Origin of the sequence: Rhizobium favelukesii, assembly GCF_000577275.2 — a bacterium.
GTDB lineage: Bacteria > Pseudomonadota > Alphaproteobacteria > Rhizobiales > Rhizobiaceae > Rhizobium > Rhizobium favelukesii.
Genome location: NZ_HG916855.1, coordinates 1,834,336 through 1,855,035 on the forward strand (window position 1 = coordinate 1,834,336; position 20,700 = coordinate 1,855,035).

A 20,700-nucleotide genomic window follows, 5' to 3' on the forward strand; every position below is an offset into this window, starting at 1 on the left:
GGAACTCTTAGTTGACCGGGCCCTTGTCACCGGGCTTGCCAGGCAGCTGCTCGGGGAACAGCTCGTACTTGCCCTGCTTGTCGGCAGCCACCCACAGACGTTCGCGGATGACGGAGTCTTCGGCCCAATTGAACATGAAGATCGGGGTCCCTTCCGGCACGTTCGAGAAGCGCTTGTTGATGATCAGCGCACCTGGATATTCCGTGAGCCCGACCGTATCGACATTCTCGGTCGCTACCTTCTGGTACTGCTTCATAAGATCGACACGCTCGTTGTTGTCCTGGCTCGTCTGGAACTTCGTGACGATGTCCACGAGCTTTTCTTCGTAGGGCATCAGGTCAACCTTGCCGTCGGTGCCAGCGCGATGCTGCCAGCTCGTACGTGGGCCCACGGGCGCAAGCTGCTCGGTATTTTGCACCACTGATGCAAGCTCCGGCGAGCTGCGCTGGATCAGCCAGTCGAAGCGGCCGCTGTAATGGGCATCGTCACGCTTTGTACCGTCCAAAGCATTGAGGATGACCTTCAAGCCAAGCTTTTCCATTTGTCCGACGACGCCTTCGGCAAGGCTCTTGTCGGTCGTATACTGGTTGTTGACGAGAAGGACGATCTCAACGTTCTTGCCGCCTTCGGTGCCGGCGGGGAAATTGACGAAGCCGTCACCATCCGTGTCCTTCAAGCCAACCTTGGCAAGCAGTTCCTTGGCACCCTTGAGGTCGAAAGGATAGTAGACGACGGACTTGCGATCGTAGAAGCTTGTGCCCGACGACAGGCCACCGGGATAAATCGCCGTGAACGGACCCTTGACGAGCGAGTCACCGATCGCCTTGCGGTCGAGACCCATGGTGATCGCCTTGCGGAAGTCTTCATTGCGGTTCAGTTCACGGATCGCCTGACCGCGGGCATCGGGATCGCCCCAGCCGTTGGCAGACAGGTTCATGCGCATATTGTAGCCGATCAGGCGCGGTCCGAAGGCCAGACGCGCCGGTGCCGTCTTTTCGGCAGCGCGCTTCAGCGACGCCACGAAGTTTTCGGGCTGCTCCAGGTTGGAAAAGTCGCCGGAACCGGCAACTGCCTGCACGTCACGGTCGGCCCAGGTCGACAGCTTGTAGTGCAGCTCGTTGAGGTAAGGCAGTTGGTTGCCCTTCTCGTCGACCTTCCAGTAATAGGGATTACGGCGCAGCACGATGATGTCATCCGGGCGGTACTCGACCGGCACCCATGCACCCATGACGGGTATGTTCATGAATTCCGGAGGGAAGGCATTCTTGAACTGGTCGTAGGTGTTTTTCGAGTACTTCGGATGCTGCGGCTTCAGGATATGCGCCGGACCGGGGCAGAAGCTCGGGTAGGACATCGTATAGAGATATTGCTTCGGGAAGGCGTCCTTGAAGGTCCATTCGACGGTGTAATCGTCGATCTTCTTCAGCGTCGTTCCGACACCGAAGGCTTCCGGCGATGCGCCGCCGCCGAGCGGTGAGACATTCGGGTCGATGACCTCATCGTCCCAATAGAACATAATGTCGTCAGCGTTGAAGGGCACGCCATCCGACCATTTCGCGCCTTCGATCAGGTGCATGGTCAGCTTGTGGCCGTCCTCGGACCAATCCCAGCTCTTGGCGAGGTTCGGAAGCGGCTCGGTGTCCTTTGCCTGAACCTGGAAGAGTGGTGCGGTGCGCGTCAGGCATTCGGAAAGGCCGATATCGATGCCGCCCCAGCCCTGTGTCTGGCCAGCACCATAGTTCCAGCCTTCTGGCCGGCCGCCGATGACGTGCCGAAGAGTGTCGCCGTAGACGCCGGGGCCATCCACCATGTTTCCCGTCTTGAAGACAAGAGGTTCCTTGGGCAGGCGATCCTTGACGGGCGGCAGCTTGCCGGTACCGACAAATTTCTTCGTCACCCAGTCTGGCTCGTGATATTCAGGCAGCGCCTTGAACTCTTCGATCGAATCTCTCGCGACGTATTTGATCTTGCCTTCCGCCGGGAACTGCGGTGGAACAGGCGGTGCTGTCGGCTCGGAAGCATAGGCGCTCAAACCCGAGACCGAGACGCTCAGCGCCAGTCCGGCAAGGATGCCAAGGTTGCGGTAATTTCTCATCGTCTCTCCCTTTTTGTTTCGAGGCGCTTGCGGCTGCCCCGGTTCTCCTCAAACGACCCGGCGACGGGCTTGCGGCGATGGGGTCCCTCCCGGAGCCCCATCACCACCCGTTCTCCGGGGAACTCAGACGGCCTGCTTGAGCGCCGCCTTTTCGGCACGCAACTCGTCAATCGAGCGCACGTTGCGGCGAGCCGCCCCGGCCCACTCGCGGGTCTTGACGGTCGATTTCGCCAGCCGCTCCTTGGCGGCGGGAACCGCATCAGCATATTGCGGCAACCAGCGCGCCTGGGCGATGACCATTTCGTCGACCATCTGCCAGACCTCTTCTGGGGTTGCGACAGCCCCGACCAGCGGGTCATGCAGCACGGCAAGCTTCAGGAGGTCGATATCACCGCTGAGGGCTGCATGTACCGACATGCGCTGCACGTTGATCGACGCAATGCAGGTGGCAGCGCAGGCTTCCGGAATGGTGATGCCGGAGACCATGTTGATGCCGAAGCGATCGACGAAGCCGGGCGATTCTATGATCGCATCCGACGGCAGGTTGGTGATCACCCCATTGTTCTTGAGGTTGAAGTGGCCGCGGTAGACACGCCCCGTTTCCAGGGCCTCGAGGATATGGCTCGCATGCTCGTTCGAACGCTTGGCCGGATCGATCGGCTTGGATGCCGATTCCAGGAATTGCGGGAACTCGGTCTCGAACCAGTTGCGGGTTTCGGTGGAGTGGCGCAGATAGCCGCCGGTTTCGCCGTGGATCCAGTCGGACATGTCGATCCACTTGGTAATCTCATCCGGCCGCTTGCGATACCAGGGCAGGTATTCCGACAGGTGGCCGTTGCTTTCTGTCGAGTAGACCCCGAAGCGCTTCAGCACGTCGATGCGCAGCTTTTCCTGCTGCGAGAAGACCGGATGCGCCTCGAAGGCTGCGACGAGCTCGTCCTTGCCGATCTTGCGGCCGTTCAAGCGCAGATCGACGAACCAGGTCTGGTGGTTGATGCCCGAGCAGACATAGTCGAGTTCGGAAGGCGACTTTGCGCCAAGCACTTCGGCGATCTGTTCGGCCCCATGCTGAACGCCGTGGCAAAGACCGACCGTGTCGACCTTGCCATATTCAATCGCGGCCCAGGTGTTCATCGCCATCGGGTTGGCATAATTCAGGAACTTGGCACCCGGCTCGGCAACCTCGCGGATGTCCTTGCAGAAGTCGAGGATGACGGGAATGTTTCGCTGTCCGTAGAGAATGCCGCCGGCGCAGATCGTGTCGCCGACGCACTGGTCGATACCATACTTGAGCGGAATGCGGATGTCGTCCGCATAGGCTTCCAGACCACCAACGCGCACGCAGCTGATGATGTAGCGCGCACCCGTCAACGCTTCGCGACGGTTGGTTGTCGCCGTCACCTTGGTCGGCAGCTTGTTGGAGGAGACGATGGTGTCGAGGATCTGCTTGATCATCTGAAGATTGTGATCGCTCATGTCCGTAAGAGCGAATTCCACATCCCTGAACTCCGGAACGCAGAGGATGTCGGTGAACAGTTTTTTCGTGAAGCCGACGCTGCCCGCGCCGATGATAGCGATTTTGAAACTCATGATCCTTGCCTCAATGCGATCAAATTGCCGGCGCTGAACGATGAGAAGAAGAATAGCACGCGGGCTTGCGCACGACGTCAAAAAAGGCCAAAAACTCTGCCTATTCCCCTCCCCGCCGCTCCTCGGTGCTGGCGGTGTTCTCTCTCTTGAGGCAGGATTATGCGCAAATTCGGCGACGCCGCCAGAGAAGGATTATGCTTTGATGGGTAATATTGTGCTGCAGAATTTGATTGACAACGGCCCGGTCATGCGGACGGTCTCGCTGCCGCGCGGCCGCCAGAGCCTGCACACTATGCCGACCAGCACTGGCTACGAGATCCGCGAGAATGCGACATATGACTGGGATGGCCGCAAGCGCGGGCAAACGCCCTTTACCGTCCTGCAGCATACGATCAGCGGTGCAGGGAATTTGCGATATGAGAATCGCCAGCTTCGGGTGAAGGAGGGCGAGACGCTGCTGGTTCTGGTACCGCACAATCACCGCTACTGGCTCGAGGATGGCGAGCGCTGGGAATTCTTTTGGATCTCGATGAATGGCGAGGAAGCACTGCGCATCCACCGGTCGATCCTTTCGGTGACTGGTCCGGTCCTGAAGCTGCAGCCAAGGACGATCGCGCATCTGGCCGATTGCAGCCTGCGACTGATCAACGGCGCCGAGACGCCGGGACTTGCCTCGGCAATCGCCTACGAAGCGGCCATGGCGCTTTATGACGATGTCTTTGGGTCTCATCCGGTCTTCAGCGAGGAGTACCGGACGATGCAGCATGTGATCGATTACATCATGAGCAATCTTGAACACCCGCTGCCGGTGGAGGATCTGGCGAAGATCGCCGGTCTCAGCCGAGCGCATTTTTCGCGGATGTTTGCCGCCAATGAAGGGCTGCCGCCGGCAGAGTTCGTGTTGGAAAAGCGGCTCAAACGCGCCGTGAAGCTTCTGACCAAGACGGACAACATGCCCGTCAAGGAGGTGGCTATCCGCTCCGGCTTTGCGGACGCCAACTATTTCTCGAAGGTGTTCCGGCGCGTCTACGGCACGAATCCGACCGAATTCCGCACCACAGGCATGTATGCGAGCGTTGGCAGGCAACGCTAACGCTCGCGTCCAAGGCCGGCCATACCCTACCGCGTGGTGTTGTAGGTGAGGCTTGGGTACCAGGTCGGCGGTCGCCCTTCAGGCGTCGTGTCGAGCACGGTCCAGAGCGGCATGAAGTCCGGCGCGCCGCGTGGATCCTGGCCGGGATCGGCGGTTGCGGGCCCCATTTCCGGGTTCCAGAAGTGATGGATACGACCATCCCGGATCGTGAAGACGTTGTAGGCGGCATCATCACTGCCATCAGCGCCGATGGCATGGTAGTCGCGGCTAAACTCGTCGGTCGTATCGCAGTAGAGCGGCAAATGATGCCAGCCGCGCTCCTTCTTGAAAGCCAATAGCCGCTCGATCGGCGAGCGCGCAACGACGGCGAAGGCGACCTGCTGGCGAATATCAGGGATCTCACCGTCAAGTGCCGACAGCATTGAGGTGCACATCGGGCATGGTCGCTCACGCTGTGGCCCGTACATGTAATTGTAGATCACCAGTGTCGGCTTGTCCGCAAACAGGTCTTTCAACGTCATCTGGCCGTCCGGCCCCTGAAGGCGGTAGTCCTTCGTCACCGGGCCACCAAGCGGCAATGCCCGGCGTTGCTTGGCAACGCGCTCGATATGCCGGCGCAATTCGATTTCCTCGGCGAGGAGATCATCGCGTGCCTGTCGGTACTCGGGACTTTCGTTCGGAAAACTGAGGCCGTTTCTTCTGGCCAGTTCCCTTGCAGAAACAAGGTTATTTGCGTCCATCGCAGGATCCTCCTCTGAAGCGTTGTTGATCGGACTTGCGGCGGCATGCGTGAAGATGTCCGCCACTCAGACAAGGAACGTTTGACGACCGGGAAATTCGACACGATGGCCAAAAAAATACGACTGCGGCACCTTGCGGGCGCATATTTTCAGGCATCGCTATCGCCCGTTGCAGCCACTTGGATAATCGTTCACCTCAGACTTCTACCCCTCTTTCCTGACCCGATTTCAGACCTATGTCCCCTTCATCCTTCATCTCCTGGAAGGACGAGGGAGGCTTTAAGGCATCGTGGCAACCGGTGTTGCGAGCCTCCCTCCATGGAGGAAGTAATGAGATCCTTCATATCCCTGATCGAGGCAGCCGTCGTCGCGGCCGGGTCACCCGTCGCTTCTGACGATGGCAAGGGCTTTGAGCGCGCACAGGCTGTGTGTTCGTTTCTCGAGAATACTGGCTTGAACGGCAATTGCTCCGTCGATGCCGGCCAGACGATCATCGAGGTTTCTCTGGCCGGACAGTATGACAGTCCGGCCGACTGTCCAAAGGTCGTCGATATGTTGCGGGCACATGGTTTCCAACTGGGGCCGAACTGGGCGCTTCGCATCAAGGCGAGCATCAAGGACGAGCCGGAGGTCATGGAGTGCGGTCTGGCGCCTGTCCAGCAATAGCCGATATTTCGCAAGTGCCGCACGCGCGTTTGGCTATGTCTCGGCCTTCGATGTGAATGTGAGTTCAGACCCATAGGCATCGCGCAGCTCATCCTCCCCGGCCCTGCGATCGCCAGCCTTGTGGAGGAGAATTGATCTATAGCCTTGGAGGCGCGTTCCTTCGATCAATGTCACGTCCGAATTTCCAGGATTGTCGGAGCGCTCGAACCAATCGACGGCGTGGTGGAGAAAGTTCATTTCGAACGCTCTGTTGGTGACGCCATGGCCGACGATGACGAGGTCGTTGTTGCCATCGCCATGCGTCACGGTTTGTAGGAACAAACGAAGCCGCTGAGCCACATCCGCCCTGCTCTCTCCATCCGGCGGCCTTGCATAGAATTTGCCACTGTTGCTGCGCAGTCTTGCCCATTTCTCGAACTCATCGGGAAATTTCTGTTTGCGCTCGGCGTGGTCGTAGATGTCGGTAAAGAGGCCGAAATCCTGCTCGCGCAACAAATAGTCTTCCCGGACAGCCGCCACCATGTGAGGAGGCAGGACCTCCACCAATGCGTCCTTGCTTTGCCGCGTCCGCAGATAGGGCGAATACCAGATGTCAAGTTGCTCGATCTCTGGGCGTGGCAATTCGAAGAGATAAGCGGCGATCGCTCGTGCAGCCGCCAGCGTCTGTCGATATCCCCACAGGGTCAACGGAACGTTGTGGTCGCCGAACTGCCGGTATGCCTGTTCATTGATATTGCCCAGCGATTCGCCATGTCGGATGAGAAAGATACGCATTGGTCGCCGCGGTTTCCGGTAACAGATGGGGACCATCATGGAGTGAGAGCGGGCTGGCTGCAACGTGCCTCGCGCCGGAAGCTCATGAGCGTTTTGAAAATCAGGGAGCCGGCGAAGTCAAATGCAGCAATTGAATCAAATATTAGGGCATGCTTTTATTGCACCTTGCGTCCACCAGGGGGATTCCCATGACCTGCTTGATCTGGAAGGCATGCGTGTCTCGTCGTCTGATGGCGATCATGCTGGGGTTTGCCGGGTTCCTCGGCACTGTCAGCCTGGCCTTCAGCGCAACAATAAACGTTGCGCCGAAAAATGAGGGCCGAGATGAAGGGCTCACAATCCAGCAAGCACTCCGTCTGGCACGGCCGGGCGACACGATCGCGCTTGCGCCTGGAACCTATATGCAGGATTTCCGCTCGGTCCGCGATGGCGAACTCGGAAATCCGATCACGATCGAGGGATCGCTGGCATCTGTCGTCAAAGGCGGTGGTCAAGCAAGGATCGTCGAAGTCAACCACAGCTATATCGAGCTACGGAATTTCACCATCGACGGCCATTTCGAGAGCGCGAACACCAAAAAGAGCTATCGGGACAAACTGCTCTACGTGATCGGAAACACGCCGGGAAAGGCGTTGACCGGCCTTCGAGTGCTGGGGATGAATATCCGCAACGCGGGCGGCGAGTGTGTTCGCCTGCGCTATCAGGCGAGGCAGAATGAAATCGCTTATTCCAGAATAAGTTCGTGCGGCCGCTTCGACTTCTCCTTTAATGACGGCGGCAAGAATGGCGAGGGTATTTATATAGGGACCGCGCCGGAGCAGTTGGGCGGGCGTGGCGCGCCAGACGGCGCGATCGACCACTCCGATGGGAATCGTATCCACGACAATGTCATCGCGACCGCCGGCAACGAATGCGTCGACATCAAGGAAGGCTCAAGCGGCAACATCGTCGAGAAGAACAGTTGCACGGGACAGAAAGACCCCAACTCTGGCGGCTTTGACTCGCGCGGCAACGGCAACGTCTTCCGTTACAACCTGGTCTACGACGTGGTCGGAGCAGGCGTGCGTCTCGGCGGCGATGAGGAGACTGACGGCATCAACAATGACGTCTACGGAAATACCTTCCGCAACGTGGGTGTCGGGCTGATCCGGGCACAAAGGGCGCCTCAGGGCAAAATCTGCGAAAACATTTCTCAGGACAACAAGGTGATCAGCACCAATTCGATCGGGAAGACGCTCCACCCAACCGGACCATGCGACGGACCAAAGCCAACGGCAGACCTGCGGACCAAATCGATGGTCGCTACAAATCAGACCAAGATGGCGAAGAAGGTCGAGAAGGGGGACAAACCTTTGAGCTGTGGCTCCTCCGTGGCCGGCTGTGTGATCGGGCGCCTCGAAGGCGACGATCGCAACAGAATCAAGATCGTTGATGCAAGCGACGTTGTTCTGCGCGGCCACCACCTGATTCTGGCGGATGCTACTGGACCCGACGGCAAGAATGTGCCTCTAAAGCCGCTCGCGGGAAAGCTGGTCAGGATCGAATATACGAGTATCGAGAAGAAGCGGTTTGCCGGCGCTAGGATCATAGAGGTGGTGAATTAGCCCGCAGCAGGGCACCTGGTGCTAAAAGACCAGTGATCGATGCAACTGTGCGCCTGCCCACGCTCCATCGGCCACAGCCAGCGAAACCGAATGCGGCACGCGCGCAGCGTCGCCGCAAGCAAAGGCACCGGGTGCTGTCGTTTCCTTGGTGGCGTCGGTGCGGATCTGGCTGCCGAACGGCGTCTCTTCCAGCTCGCAGCCCAGAAGGCCCGCGATCGGTGTGGCGGGGGCGTTGCGCGAAACAGTGAAAAGACCGGCGAAGGACAGCGTGCGCCCATCGACGAGAACGACGTCGGCATGTCCCTCGATGCGTGCGATTGGCGTCGCCTCCGTCGTCACTCCTCGTGCAGTGAGATCAGCGCGGCTGTCGGCATCGAGTGCCACTGCAGCATTGGTGAGGAAGGTAACGGCACCCCATTCCGGGATCAGTTGCGCCTGGTGAATCGACATCGGCCCTGCTGCAATCACCCCGATCGTGCCCTGGCTCAATTCGTAGCCATGGCAGTAGGGGCAATGAAAGATGCTCTTGCCCCAACGTTCAGTCATTCCTTCGATTTCAGGCAGTGTGTCTGTCACGCCGACGGCGAACAAAAGTCGTCGTCCTTCATGTCGACGACCGTCCGCGGTGGTGACGACGAATGCGTCCTTGACGCCGGCTACGGCCTGCGCGGTTTCGTCGATCCACGTCAGTGTCGGATAGGCGTGCAATTGGGCCCTCGCCGTCGCAGCGATTTCGGCCGGGTCCGCACCATCCTGCCCAAGAAAGCCGTGCGAATGGCTGGCAGATCGGTTGCGCCTCAGGCCGGCGTCGATCACGAGGACGGAGCGGCGGGCACGGATGAGCTGGAGCGCGGCAGCCATCCCAGCATAGCTGCCGCCGACAATGATGACGTCATATTTCATGGCGCATTCCTTTCTGCGCGAACCTGCGTGTGCCGACGGGCGAAGTCAGTGGCGAGGTCGGCAATGGTGACGCTGGCGAAACGTTCCAGCAGGAGCGCTTCAGCCTCGGCGAAGGCCTGGTCCAGCGCAGCGTTGACCGACTGCTCGACGAGGCACTCCGGCATTTCGTTTCGATTGCCAATGGCGAAGATCGCGGGTTCCCCCAACACCTCGTGCAACTGGAAAAGGGTGACGGCGCCCAGGTCTTTCGTGATGCTCCAGCCGCCGGAATGTCCGCGCGCCGAAGCCACGATCCCGGCGTCGCGCAAGAGCGCCATCGTCCGTCGCACGACAACGGGATTGGTGTTCATGCAGAGCGCGAGGGCTTCTGACGTCATGGTGCCACCATGCTCTGTCATGTGGAGCAGCGCGTGAAGGACTGAGGAGAGTCGGCTATCGCGTTTCATGTAACTTCAATTATTACGAATTAGAGCGCGAGGCAAGCGGAACGCTAGATGGTGAGCCCGCTTAATGGAAATCGCTCGTTTGTCAGGGACTATGACCTTGCCCCCAAGTTCTATCCAATTTTGAGTTCGCTCCAACGGTTTTTTGAAGTGCTAACCGATTTTGGGCCAGCGGGAGCTGGAATTTTCCGGGGTTGTGGCTCAACCCGGCCATGGGGCCGATGAGCCGTTCATGAGCGAAATCCGCACCTTGTTGCCGATGGCGCTATGTGGCCGGAACTCGTTGTGGTCTCTACGCCGATGCCGCGATCGTCTCCGGAGACGGCGCTTATTCCATCAACCAGCCTTTCCGACGGACTCACGGTTTATTAGTCTGCAGGCCACCGACTGAACACGGGGAACAGGCTCGCTGCTGATTATCGACGCCAAGGCGGCGACAGCTGCCTGCCCCATTTCGAAATAGGGCAAGGCGACGGTGGTCAGACTCGGCCTCATCACTTCGGTGACAACCTTGAAATCATCGAAGCCGACAATGCTCAACTCGTTAGGAATGCGAATGCCCAGCGAGCTTGCGGCGCAGAAAACCTGAAGAGCTATTTCGTCGTTTCCACAAAACAGGATGCTCGGGCGTTCGAGATTTGCAAGCAATGCTCTCGCATTTTCAAACGCCACAAACTTGTCTCCGAAGATCGGGCCCGTCACCCCGGCAACACACCACTCGTCCCGTAACGCCAACCCATGTTCACTTAATCGTAGCCGCAATGCGGCCTCCCGGATATCGGCAGCCATTATAAGCGGGTTGAGACGAACGTATCCAAAGTTTCGATGACCTTCGGCGATCGCCGCGTCGATTGCTTCTCTCATGCCGTGAGGCTCGCCCGGAACGATTTTCGACACTTCCAGGCCTGGTGGCTCGTGGCAGTTGACCAGAACCGTCTTGACCTCCGGATCAAGTTCGTCCGGCCCCAGTCCACGTTGGAACATGGTGCCGTAGATCACACCATCCACACGATGCCCCTTGAGTTCGCGCCAACACTGCCTTGTCCGCTCGAGGTCGCCGCCCGTATTCACCATCAGCATCGAGTAGCCAGCGCCCTCCACTGCCGATTGAATGCCACGGATGATCTCGGTGGAGTCGGGCGTAGTCGATATAACATCGGTCATGACACCGATGATACCGGACTTGTTCTGGCGCATCATGAGGGCGGCCCGGTTCGGAACGTAGCCGAGGCGGTCAATGGCTTCGTTGACACGAGCCCGCGTGCGTTCGTCTACACGCTTGTCATTGCGGACCACACGACTGACAGTCTGATCCGACACGCCCGCATGCAGAGCAATATCTTTTATGGTGACCATCGCGTCCTCATTTAACTCCGGCGCGCATGAAGCTTTCAACAATCAAGCGCTGCATTGCCACAAATGCGATCAAAATTGGAAGTATGGAAATCGAAACCGCAGCCAGAATGACTGCTGCGGGCACTTCGCCCCCGCGCCCGCCGCTGATCCCGACAACGGCCAGCGGAAGGACTTGGTTGTTTCCCGTAAGCATGAATACCAGTGGAATAAAGTAGTCGTTCCAAGTCGTTGTGAAAACGATGATAGCGAGAGCGGCCATTTGCGGCTTTGCGAGGGGCGCAGCAATCGTCCAAAAGATCCTGATGGGCCCGGCACCATCAACTTTTCCTGCTTCGATCAGGTCTTTCGGGACCGTCAGGAAAAACTGGCGCATCAGGAATACTCCAAAAACCCCCGACAGCCCTGGAGCGAAAGCCCCGATCATGCCCGGCAGAATGATTGCGCCCGGCATTCCAAGGAGTCCAATCGACCGCATGATGATATATAGGGGAACGATCATCGTCTGTATGGGCACCATCAGGGAAACGAGCAGCATCCCGAACAGCAATTTCTTGAACGGAAACTCCAGGCGGGCAAAGGCGTAGCCCGCCATTGTCGTGACAGCGACGTAACCGACCGTCACCAGCGTCGAGATATAAACCGAATTCCAGAAATACCGGATAAGCTGCGGGTAGTCCCTTACTGCACGAAGGTAGCTCTCAATAGTGACGTCGCTTCCCGGTAACCACCGAGGGGGTAGCGTGAATGCTTCCGACAGCGGCGACAGCGTTGCAGTGAACATCCAGATGAACGGCGCAGCCATCAGCAGCGAGCCTAGTGCAAGCACCCCCCACAGCAGATAAGTCGCCAACTGAGTCCGGATGACACCTTGTAGCGAGGAACGTGACGTGGCTGCGTTATTCATAGAAGGTCCAGTACTTCGAAGCCACGAAGTTGATGATCGTAACGATGCCGACCAGGGCGAGGAGTAAGAGTGAAACGGCAGAGGCATAGCCCATCTCCAAATCTCGGAAGCCGACTTCCTGTATGTACATGACGATAGATCGCGAGGCGTCGCCGGGACCTCCTTTGGTCAGAACCACAATCGAGTCGAACACCCGGAAAGCTCCAATCGAATTCATCACCAGGAGGAAAAGGATCGTTGGGGAAAGGAGCGGCAGGGTAATATCGAGGAACTGACGTATCTTGCCGGCGTTGTCGATTTTCGCTGCCTCGTAGTATTCAGGCGAAATGCCCTGCAGTCCGGCAAGAGCAATAAGCATTCCGAAGCCGACGTTCTTCCAGATATCCAGAATGATGACGGAGTAGAGAACTGTACTGGCGCTCGAAAGCCAGGGAATCTTCCCTATCCCAAGTTTCGACAGGTAGTAGTTAATGATGCCGAGATCCTTGTGATAAAAGAACTGCCAGACCACGGCGACGAAGACCAAGCCAACCAGTGAGGGAAAGAAGAAGGCCGCGCGGAAAACTGTCTGGAGTGCCTTGGGCATCTTTTGATTAAGGATCGCCGCAAGCACCACTGCCAGAACCGTATTCCCCAATACCGCGAAGACGGCGAAGAACAATGTGTTTCGAAGTACGGTATGGAGGCGATCGTCATCAAGCATCCAGAGAAAGTTGTCGAGCCCCGCCCACTTTGGCGGGGACAATAAGTCGTAATACTGGAAGCTGAGCCAGAACGTGCTCAGCATTGGCGCAGCGATGAAAAACAGAAAGCCGCAAAGCACTGGGGCTATCAGGAGGAAACCAGCAAATGTTTCCTGGCGCGTTTGCAGGGAGAACCATTTTTGCGTGAAGGATTGGCGCTGCGCCATTTCAGTTACCCCTTGCGGATTGCTCGCTTCAATTCCTTGTCGGCCTTGGCGAGCGCATCCTCAGGCGTCTCCGCCTGAGTGATGATGCTGTCCATGGTCCTTGAGAGGATGCGGTCAAGTTCGCTAAAGTAGGTTGGAGCGGCAACCGGACGCGTGTCATCAATCACGTTGTAGAACAGTGCTGCGTTTGCCGGCGCGGAGCGGAACGTCGGGCTTTCAGCGGCCTCCTTGTATATCGGGATCTGTTGCCCGATTTCCACGATCTCGGTCACCGTTTCGAGGCTGATCAGTTCAAGAATTGCATCGAATGCCGCCTGCTTGTTTTTAGACTCCGGCGAAATGCCCCAGCCAGCGCATCCAAAGACCGTCTCCCCACCGTTCTTTTTGGGCCACGAGACGACATCGAAGGAGGTGAAGCCCGATTTTACCCATCCCGGCACAGGCCAACGTCCAGCCGAAGTCATCGCGAGCGCGCCGCCTGCAAACTTGTCATAGACGGTCAATCCGATCGGGTCAGGCGAGACCTTGTGGACATGCACGAGATCATGCAGGAACGTGGTCGCTTCTATCAGTTTCGGATCCGTGAGATTGGACGCTGATCCGTCCTTACTGATCGGGTATGTACCGTTGGTCAGAAACCACGGGTAGTGCGCGAAGTTAAACCAGGGCATACCGTAGCCGTAGACTTTCTTGGCACCCTCTCCCGAGGTTAGTGCTTTGCTCGTTTCCAAGAAGTCGTCCCAAGTCCAATCTTCCCTGGGATATTTAACTCCCGCGGCATCGAAGATGAGCTTATTGTAGTAGATGACCATACACTGCCAACCGTTTGGTATCTCGTAAAGCTTGCCGTCGACCGTCAGCGCATCTTTCAACTCTTTCGGGATCTTCGCCAGGAGTTCCTGCGCCTTCGGGCTGGCGGCAATGTAGTCGTCGAGTGGCTCCAGCAAGCCGCGGCTTACCGCGAGCCGAACGCCTTCAATGGCGATATTGATGATGTCAGGAACGTTTCCTCCGGCTATCTGGGTGACGAGGCCGTCCGCGTAGTCGGACCAGGTCGTCAGCGGGATCAGGTTGTCGATCACCTTTACGTCGGGAAATTGGGAGCTGAAGCGAGCAAAAGCCTTGGCATATGCGGCCCCCTCCTCCGGCGTTCCCCAGTTGTAGGTGGTCAGGGTCTGGCTTTGCGCAAGAGCCCATTGCGGCAACGTCACGATCGCCGCGGAAATAGCCGAAGTCTGAAGCAGTCGACGTCTCGATATTTGCATGACAGTGTCCTCCCTCCGTCAGTGGATACTATTTGAGTCTTCCGAATTCCTTGTTGGAAGCCTCACGCTTGCGGGTACGATCAAGCTTCTTTTGGATTTCCAGGTTCCGCAGGTGGAGATACTCCTCGAGGCGTACGGCGGATCGATCGACCATCGCCTTCTGTTCCTCGGTCAGCGTCTCTCGAGCTACGGCCATGGGCTTGCGTCGTCCAGGCGGTGTCGGAATTCGGTCCTCTAGCGTGGGCACCGACAACTTGGGCGACGGGAGCGTCTGGTACCAGTACGCTGTGGAGGCCCAGTCGTCGCTGAGATGATTATTATGGCCGTGTTCGATCGTGACCTTGATCTTCTTGTCGAAGCGCACCGGATCCGTCAGATGAAAGCGGTAGGACACCGCGTAGCCCGGCACGATGCTCTCATGGATCGGCGCTCCATTATAGAGATCCTTCTTGTCCTGCATTCCCCAAGCATGATTGAAGTAGTCCTCCGTACCCGTGCCGTGAATGGAAGGAGGCCACTCGGGATCATCGTCGATCCAGATCATGTCGTCGCCTTCGCCCCACCAGCTACCCTGGAAATGGGCGACTGAAAGTAGGCATCCGACATATTGTCCGCGGCCCTGCGTTTCGAGCACGGTGTAGTTCCCCTTGCCGTCAAGGTTGACAGTATTCGCCTCCGGCGAGTTCGTCTGGATCTGCGGTCCCCAGCCGTCGCAAGGGTTCTCACGCCGCCACGTTGCATGAAAGTATGCGATATCCTCGTCGAGTGGCTGGTCGTAAAGTTCGTAGTCGACATAGAAGTACTGGCCGTATGGCACGTCGTTTTCGTTGATGAGTTCGATCACAGCGCGTTTGTTAAACGGCATCTGGAAGTAGCTGTTGAACGATGCGGATCCGCCGTGGACGTAGCTTTCTTCGGGCTTTGCCGACACCGACAGCGGAAGGGAAGAGAAGCTCGCTGGCATTGAATGGCCAACGCCGAAAAAGTCGCCAAGCGGTACGAGGACGGCTGGACGATCCGCATTGTCCCAGGTGATCCGCACCAGAACCTTTCGGTAATAGTGCGGGTCAGCTTCTTCCCAGGTCACGCCCAGCGCATTGTGGATCTCGTTGACTGGGGCAATGTACTGCCCCAACACCGGATCGATTACACTTGGGCCGAGCGTGCGGCGGCAGAACTGGGTTGTCCAGATATGGGTAATGCACCCCGGCCCAGTTATGTCGGCAAGGGTTACCGTTTCACCGGGGCCGATCAGCCAATAGTCCTGATTTCGCCCTTCCTGGTCCCAACTCGAGAGCCGGCGGGTCCGGGCCCTCTTCGTTCTGGTCAGATCGGCAAGCATGGAATGACCTGGATTACTCATCTAGTGCGTCCTTTCAGGCGGCAACTTTGTTGTTAAGGTTGGCGAGACGCCGCTCTTGCGCATCGAAGAGATGGGCTGTTGCGGGGTCGAACGTGAAACGGAGGACGTCGCCCTCAGCGAAGCGGTCCTGCAGCGTGGTCTTCGCGATGACGGGACTGCCATCCTCGGCAGTAAGATAAAGAAGCCGGAACTCCCCCAGGTGCTCTTCGATGTCGAGTCGGAATGACAAAGGCCCTGATCCGTCGGTCGTGAGCATGAGGTCTTCGGGTCGGATTCCCAGCGTTAGATCCGCCTCCCCTCGGACGTGGAAGGGGATCGTGCCCAGGTGCCGGCTTGTCCGGATTTCTGCGCCGGCCTCGGTTCCTCGGGCGTGAACTTTTAGAAAATTCATTTTTGGAGAGCCGATAAATCCGGCAACGAACATGTTCTGCGGGTTCCCGTAGAGTTCAAGGGGCGTTCCGACCTGCTCAATGCGGCCCGCGTTCAGTACGACGATCCTGTCGGCGAGCGTCATCGCTTCTGTCTGATCGTGCGTCACGTAGATGGTCGTTGACTTCAATCGTTGTTGAAGTCTGGCGATCTCGATCCGGGTTTGGACACGCAGCGCGGCATCAAGATTGGAAAGCGGTTCATCGAACAGGAATATTCTGGGTTCGCGCACGATCGCGCGACCTATGGCGACACGCTGCCGCTGCCCGCCGGAGAGGTCCTTCGGATGGCGACCTAGAAGGTGCCCAATCTGCAAGGACCGTGCGACCTCTTGTACTCGCAGATCAATGCTAGCCCGAGGGGTCCCGGCAACACGCAGGCCGTAGCTCAGGTTCTGCGCGACTGTCATGTGAGGATAGAGCGCGTAGCTTTGAAAAACCATTGCGACGCCCCTTTCGAAGGGACTGGCAGTGGTCATCGCGCGCCCGTCCAGCGCGAGTTCACCGCCGGTGATGGTCTCGAGCCCGGCGACCATGCGCAGCAACGTGGACTTTCCGCACCCGGAGGGGCCGACGAATACAACGAATTCACCATCAGGCACGTCAAGATTGATCCCTTTGATCACTTCGACGGCACCGTATGACTTTCGAATCTCATGCAGCGTAAGCCGCGCCATCAGCGTCCCCTCCCATAGAGCGCATCCTGTATCGCTTCGTGATGCGACACTATGTCGACGTCGACATTATTGTCAACAAGTAATGTCGACGTCGACATCAAGTAATGCTATCTGGAACGGATGCGAGGACGATTGAGCCGCTTTGGAGGAAAAACGAATGCAGAGTTGCCGTATTGAACTGGACACCGGGACCCGACTCGAGTTCTGGGCCAAGGTCATCGAGAACTCCGACCAACCCCGCGAGTTCCAGATTGAAAAGGATGGCAAGATCCTCTGGGCGGTGGATTGCTTCTCGCAGCATCCGGAGTACTACAGCTACCACCACAGGGAGACCTGTGAGGTAATGGTCAGTTGGGATCCGCGAACTACGGAGTTCACATGGGCATACAGCTACGTGCCCGAAACGGTCGCGGAGACGGGTATCACGATCTGGACGTTCGGCGAGCAGCTTTCAAGGATGACCGGGTTCGAAATCGATGCCTGGTGCAGCAGCGATCCTGCCCGGCCGAAGCTGCACTTCTCCCCGATCAGGAACTGGATGAACGACCCCAACGGTCTGTGCATAATTGGCGACACATGGCATCTGTTCTACCAGTTTCATCCGGCCGGCACTGACTGGGGTCCAATGCATTGGGGTCATGCAAGCAGCAAGGATCTCTTCCACTGGACACATCTGCCGGTCTTTCTCCACCCCGAACAAAACCTTTGGCGGCTTGGGGCGACCGGAGGCGCGTTCTCGGGCAACGCGTTTTTTGACCGCGATGGCAGCCTGAAGCTTTACTACACCGAGCGACTGCCCGCCTACGATCTGTTTGAGGGATATCGTGAGGTTCAGAAGATCGCCGTACCCGGTCGTGGCTTGGTAAAGGCCGAGACCATAACTGAAATCCTCGAAAAGCGTCCACCTGGCGTGCAGCACGATTTTCGCGACCCGAAGGTCTGGTGGGATGATGCCGCAGACGCGTTTCGCATGGTGCTTGGCGCGTCCATCGACGGCTGCCCTGCCGTGCTACTCTACGGTTCGCCCGATGGTATTTCATGGAACTACATTGGTCCGCTTTACCACGCGCCCGCACATTTTCAGGAGTGCGGTGCGCGGGCCGTGGAATGCCCGGATTTCTTCCCTCTCGAAGGTCGGTGGGCACTGGTAATGGGCTTTGTCGGATATACAGAACCAGGCACGGGACGGCACAACTTGCTCTACGCCCTTGTCGGCGACTTCGAGAATGACTGCTTTCGTCCCATCTCCGATCAGCTGCAACTTCTCGACTTCGGCAGCGATTTTTATGCGATGCAGAGCTTCAGGGCGGGTGAAAGGCAGCTCGCTATGGCATGGGTGTTCAACTGGGAAACCCGAAAGCCCGGAAATTCCGTATATAGCGGCGAGCTGGCTCTCCCTCGCGAAATCGGGCTGGACGAACGCAATCGCCTGACGATGCTGCCGGTCTCGGAATTCGACGCCGCTTATGGCAGCACTGTTATCCCCGGCAGATCGAGTGGTGCCTTTGCGCTCAGCGGTACGCCATTTGAGATTAGAATCAACGGACAACTTGAGGGAGCGCGCGTCAAAGCAACGTCTGGAGGCTCGCCCGCCTTTGATGTAAGTGTGGAGGCTGGCATTCTCTCGATCATCCTGCCTCAAGACAATGGCTCAATCCATTACCGCAACGATATTGCCACCGACAGCAATTTGCGCATCATTCATGACGCTGGGATTGTTGAAGTGTTCGCAGAAGACGGTGCGGTTTGCGGTACCCGGCGCAACTATCAGAACATCCAACCCGACGAAGTCACAGTCATTTCCTCTGGCGTCGTCGAGGTTTACGAGCGCAAATCCGGGTGATCGCTTAGGTGGTGCACAGGCACCGTTCGCTATTGGCGCGCCGGCACAGGCTGGACGCGGAGTTCAAGACTTGGTGATGAGGCTCATGCTGTGCCCATCCCGTGGGGATCACGGTTAAGATCGTTCGGTGATTTGAGCGGGCCTTCGTTCGTATTGCGAAGGCCATCATGTCGCCTCTAGTTCCAACAGAAACCTGAAGCATCTAATTGCTTCTTCGGGCTCATAGGGCTTCTTGAGGAAACGACAGCGTCGGGGAAGCGAGGACTGCCGCAGACTTACGTCCGCTGATGTTGTGACGATAGCTAGATCGGGTCGCTCGCGATGAATGCGCAGAGCGAGCGCAACGCCGTCAAGTGGACCGGGCATCGGGCATGTTTACAGCCGTGAACACGAGCGCGATATCGGTTCGCTGGCCGAGGACGGTAAGGGCCTGTTCGGCGTTTGTTGCAGAAATAGAAGAGAGGCCAGCGCATATAATTTGGCTGGACACGCGAGAACAAAGATCGCCGTCGGGCTCGACCACAAGAATAGCGCCAGTTGGCAGCGGCTGAAGGTCGTCCTGTCTCAAGGTTATTCCCTTCGTGAATCTCGCGTTGCTGCTCGCAGCGTCCTCATCGCGCTTTAAGGCTTGGGGCTGCCATTTCACTCACGCACATTGATGGGGGATGACCATCCCGCGAGCGCCCATCGGGAGGAACGGAAGGACGCCCGCATCTCAGTTCGTCTCAAGGCTCCTTGTTTGGCAGCTTGCGACAGACGATACTCGAATTTCGCCTAAAATGAATGCGATTTTGCGCAAGTCAGCCATGCGCTATGCACGAAGCGAATATCTATGTGTAAATCAACCGATTAGCATTGCCGCGAGGCGCATGTCTCGCCGTCCGAACCCGCTGCATATGAAGGGCTGGCGTCGGCCGCACACCTCCCTCCCGACGCAAGCTGGTGGGTGTGGACCGGCCGAAGCTTAAGGACCGACAACCCGGTTACAGTCGAGGCCTCCACCTTTTCGACCGACGCCGCCTGCTAGCGACCGAAAGTCATCCTTGACCATTGAGATATCTGCAAAGTAGCCTCCGAGAATGTCGATGACGCGCGTTCTTTTCGGGCCTTCCCGCATCCGGACCTCGCGCGCCCTCTCTTTCCCAGAACGAGACGCCTTTCGTTAAAGTTTCGTGGTGGAGTTCACCAGCTAGATCATGTCCATGTCACCCAGATCGGCGGCAGGATGTGGGAGCGAACCGGATTTGTGAGTTGGACCGCCCGATAAGCCAAGGACCGCTATTGCGACGCGGGGGTGAAGCGCGCCACCAGCGCGTGCCGGTCGCCGGGATAGGTGAAGCGCACATGCGTGACCGGCCCGACATTGCTCCAGGTGCGGCGCTCGACGACCAGGCAGGCGGTGTTGCGCGGGATGTCGAGGGCGGCGGCCTCGTCCGAACCGGCCGAGACGGCTTGGATGCGGTGCTCGGCGCTGCTCCAGGGGATCTGATTGATCAGCCAGGCGCCAGGCGCCGTTTCTGAGAAATTGGCGTCGGCCGCCTCGGGTACGGTGGACAGGCTGATTAGCCGTTCCTCCAGGCAGAACGGTCGTCCGCCTGCCTGATGGATGCAGGCCAAATCGACAACTGAAGATCCTGGCGCGACATCGAGGCGTCTGATGTCGTCGGGCTTCGCCTTGCGTTGCTCGCGTCTCGACACGGCGAAGGAATAGGCAAGATTGAGTGACTGTACCTCAGCCCTGATGTCGTGGATCTCAAGAACGGCCGATTGCGCCTGCGGCTGCGTGACGAAGCTGCCGGACTTCTTGCGGCGCTCGATGAGGCCCGCCTTGGCGAGCTGGGTCAGCGCCTTGTTCACGGTCATACGCGAACAGTCGTATTCCTTGGAGAGATCCACTTCGAACGGGATGCGATGACCCGGCGGCCACTCGCCCGAGACGATGCGGCCTTCGATGTCGCTCACGATCCGCTGGTGCAAGGTTGTATCCTTGCTTTGGTTCATCGTCACGCTCCGGTTAATTCCTCCCGCTCTAATGTGAATGTCGCG

Annotated in this window: 17 protein-coding genes; 4 read left to right on the forward strand and 13 right to left on the reverse strand. The window is 58.1% G+C overall.

Going from position 1 to position 20,700, the window contains the following annotated elements; all coding sequences use genetic code 11:
- Window positions 1-7: 7 nt before the first annotated feature.
- Both LPU83_RS72240 and melA read right to left on the reverse strand, forming a co-directional pair.
- Window positions 8-2,095, reverse strand: coding sequence for an ABC transporter substrate-binding protein (locus tag LPU83_RS72240; RefSeq protein ID WP_024314607.1), 2,088 nt, complete (start codon window positions 2,093-2,095; stop codon window positions 8-10).
- Window positions 2,096-2,218: 123 nt separating this feature from the next.
- On the reverse strand, window positions 2,219-3,685 hold the full coding sequence (gene melA, locus LPU83_RS72245; protein WP_024314606.1) for an alpha-glucosidase/alpha-galactosidase: 1,467 nt from the start codon (window positions 3,683-3,685) through the stop codon (window positions 2,219-2,221).
- 202 nt (window positions 3,686-3,887) lie between these two features.
- Here melA and LPU83_RS72250 point away from each other — a divergent pair, with 202 nt between their 5' ends.
- Complete coding sequence (locus LPU83_RS72250) at window positions 3,888-4,778, forward strand: AraC family transcriptional regulator (RefSeq protein ID WP_024314605.1); 891 nt, start codon at window positions 3,888-3,890, stop codon at window positions 4,776-4,778.
- 26 nt (window positions 4,779-4,804) lie between these two features.
- On the opposite strand, the gene LPU83_RS72255 is transcribed toward LPU83_RS72250, so the two are convergent.
- A complete protein-coding gene (locus LPU83_RS72255) occupies window positions 4,805-5,518 on the reverse strand; it encodes a DUF899 family protein (RefSeq protein WP_024314604.1) in 714 nt (237 codons plus the stop codon).
- A gap of 330 nt (window positions 5,519-5,848) precedes the next feature.
- Here LPU83_RS72255 and LPU83_RS72260 point away from each other — a divergent pair, with 330 nt between their 5' ends.
- Window positions 5,849-6,184: a hypothetical protein gene (locus LPU83_RS72260; protein ID WP_024314603.1), complete on the forward strand. Its 336-nt coding sequence runs from the start codon at window positions 5,849-5,851 to the stop codon at window positions 6,182-6,184.
- A gap of 33 nt (window positions 6,185-6,217) precedes the next feature.
- On the opposite strand, the gene LPU83_RS72265 is transcribed toward LPU83_RS72260, so the two are convergent.
- Window positions 6,218-6,958, reverse strand: a complete 741-nt coding sequence (locus LPU83_RS72265; RefSeq protein WP_024314602.1) for a histidine phosphatase family protein — start codon at window positions 6,956-6,958, stop codon at window positions 6,218-6,220.
- Between the two features lie 188 nt (window positions 6,959-7,146).
- On the opposite strand from LPU83_RS72265, the gene LPU83_RS72270 reads away from it, so the two are divergent.
- Window positions 7,147-8,562, forward strand: coding sequence for a right-handed parallel beta-helix repeat-containing protein (locus LPU83_RS72270; RefSeq protein WP_024314601.1), 1,416 nt, complete (start codon window positions 7,147-7,149; stop codon window positions 8,560-8,562).
- Between the two features lie 21 nt (window positions 8,563-8,583).
- Here the strand turns inward: LPU83_RS72270 and LPU83_RS72275 are convergent, their stop codons facing one another.
- The 8 genes from LPU83_RS72275 to LPU83_RS72310 form a co-directional block, all read right to left on the reverse strand.
- On the reverse strand, window positions 8,584-9,465 hold the full coding sequence (locus LPU83_RS72275; RefSeq protein WP_024314600.1) for an NAD(P)/FAD-dependent oxidoreductase: 882 nt from the start codon (window positions 9,463-9,465) through the stop codon (window positions 8,584-8,586).
- The gene (locus LPU83_RS72280; RefSeq protein WP_024314599.1) at window positions 9,462-9,911 is read right to left on the reverse strand and encodes an RrF2 family transcriptional regulator; all 450 of its coding nucleotides are present in this window, start codon (window positions 9,909-9,911) and stop codon (window positions 9,462-9,464) included. Before LPU83_RS72280 ends, LPU83_RS72275 begins: the two co-directional genes overlap by 4 nt.
- A gap of 333 nt (window positions 9,912-10,244) precedes the next feature.
- Entirely contained in the window at window positions 10,245-11,306 is a 1,062-nt protein-coding gene (locus tag LPU83_RS72285) for a LacI family DNA-binding transcriptional regulator (protein ID WP_141652552.1), read from the reverse strand.
- Window positions 11,272-12,168 (reverse strand): carbohydrate ABC transporter permease, encoded by an 897-nt coding sequence (locus LPU83_RS72290; protein WP_157997415.1) that lies wholly within the window; start codon window positions 12,166-12,168, stop codon window positions 11,272-11,274. The genes LPU83_RS72285 and LPU83_RS72290 overlap by 35 nt, the downstream gene beginning before the upstream one ends.
- Complete coding sequence (locus LPU83_RS72295) at window positions 12,161-13,078, reverse strand: carbohydrate ABC transporter permease (protein ID WP_024314596.1); 918 nt, start codon at window positions 13,076-13,078, stop codon at window positions 12,161-12,163. Before LPU83_RS72295 ends, LPU83_RS72290 begins: the two co-directional genes overlap by 8 nt.
- A gap of 5 nt (window positions 13,079-13,083) precedes the next feature.
- Window positions 13,084-14,343 carry an ABC transporter substrate-binding protein gene (locus LPU83_RS72300; RefSeq protein ID WP_024314595.1) on the reverse strand — a complete coding sequence of 420 codons (1,260 nt, stop codon included), beginning with the start codon at window positions 14,341-14,343 and terminating at the stop codon, window positions 13,084-13,086.
- A 28-nt stretch (window positions 14,344-14,371) separates the two neighbouring features.
- Window positions 14,372-15,706 (reverse strand): glycoside hydrolase family 172 protein, encoded by a 1,335-nt coding sequence (locus LPU83_RS72305; protein ID WP_024314594.1) that lies wholly within the window; start codon window positions 15,704-15,706, stop codon window positions 14,372-14,374.
- Between the two features lie 13 nt (window positions 15,707-15,719).
- Window positions 15,720-16,811 (reverse strand): ABC transporter ATP-binding protein, encoded by a 1,092-nt coding sequence (locus LPU83_RS72310; protein ID WP_024314593.1) that lies wholly within the window; start codon window positions 16,809-16,811, stop codon window positions 15,720-15,722.
- Between the two features lie 157 nt (window positions 16,812-16,968).
- On the opposite strand from LPU83_RS72310, the gene LPU83_RS72315 reads away from it, so the two are divergent.
- On the forward strand, window positions 16,969-18,654 hold the full coding sequence (locus LPU83_RS72315) for a GH32 C-terminal domain-containing protein (RefSeq protein WP_024314592.1): 1,686 nt from the start codon (window positions 16,969-16,971) through the stop codon (window positions 18,652-18,654).
- A 1,278-nt stretch (window positions 18,655-19,932) separates the two neighbouring features.
- Here LPU83_RS72315 and hutC read toward each other — a convergent pair.
- Window positions 19,933-20,655, reverse strand: coding sequence for a histidine utilization transcriptional repressor HutC (gene hutC / locus LPU83_RS72320; RefSeq protein WP_024314591.1), 723 nt, complete (start codon window positions 20,653-20,655; stop codon window positions 19,933-19,935).
- Window positions 20,656-20,700 lie beyond the last annotated feature (45 nt).

Coding starts and splice junctions, on each gene's coding strand:
- LPU83_RS72315 (WP_024314592.1), top strand. CDS start 16,969: ATGCAGAGTTGCCGTATTGAACTGGACACCGGGACCCGACTCGAGTTC.
- LPU83_RS72295 (WP_024314596.1), bottom strand. CDS start 13,078: ATGGCGCAGCGCCAATCCTTCACGCAAAAATGGTTCTCCCTGCAAACG.
- LPU83_RS72275 (WP_024314600.1), bottom strand. CDS start 9,465: ATGAAATATGACGTCATCATTGTCGGCGGCAGCTATGCTGGGATGGCT.
- LPU83_RS72255 (WP_024314604.1), bottom strand. CDS start 5,518: ATGGACGCAAATAACCTTGTTTCTGCAAGGGAACTGGCCAGAAGAAAC.
- LPU83_RS72270 (WP_024314601.1), top strand. CDS start 7,147: ATGACCTGCTTGATCTGGAAGGCATGCGTGTCTCGTCGTCTGATGGCG.
- LPU83_RS72280 (WP_024314599.1), bottom strand. CDS start 9,911: ATGAAACGCGATAGCCGACTCTCCTCAGTCCTTCACGCGCTGCTCCAC.
- LPU83_RS72290 (WP_157997415.1), bottom strand. CDS start 12,168: ATGAATAACGCAGCCACGTCACGTTCCTCGCTACAAGGTGTCATCCGG.
- LPU83_RS72265 (WP_024314602.1), bottom strand. CDS start 6,958: ATGCGTATCTTTCTCATCCGACATGGCGAATCGCTGGGCAATATCAAT.
- LPU83_RS72300 (WP_024314595.1), bottom strand. CDS start 14,343: ATGCAAATATCGAGACGTCGACTGCTTCAGACTTCGGCTATTTCCGCG.
- hutC (WP_024314591.1), bottom strand. CDS start 20,655: ATGAACCAAAGCAAGGATACAACCTTGCACCAGCGGATCGTGAGCGAC.
- LPU83_RS72260 (WP_024314603.1), top strand. CDS start 5,849: ATGAGATCCTTCATATCCCTGATCGAGGCAGCCGTCGTCGCGGCCGGG.
- LPU83_RS72305 (WP_024314594.1), bottom strand. CDS start 15,706: ATGAGTAATCCAGGTCATTCCATGCTTGCCGATCTGACCAGAACGAAG.
- LPU83_RS72250 (WP_024314605.1), top strand. CDS start 3,888: ATGGGTAATATTGTGCTGCAGAATTTGATTGACAACGGCCCGGTCATG.
- melA (WP_024314606.1), bottom strand. CDS start 3,685: ATGAGTTTCAAAATCGCTATCATCGGCGCGGGCAGCGTCGGCTTCACG.
- LPU83_RS72310 (WP_024314593.1), bottom strand. CDS start 16,811: ATGGCGCGGCTTACGCTGCATGAGATTCGAAAGTCATACGGTGCCGTC.
- LPU83_RS72240 (WP_024314607.1), bottom strand. CDS start 2,095: ATGAGAAATTACCGCAACCTTGGCATCCTTGCCGGACTGGCGCTGAGC.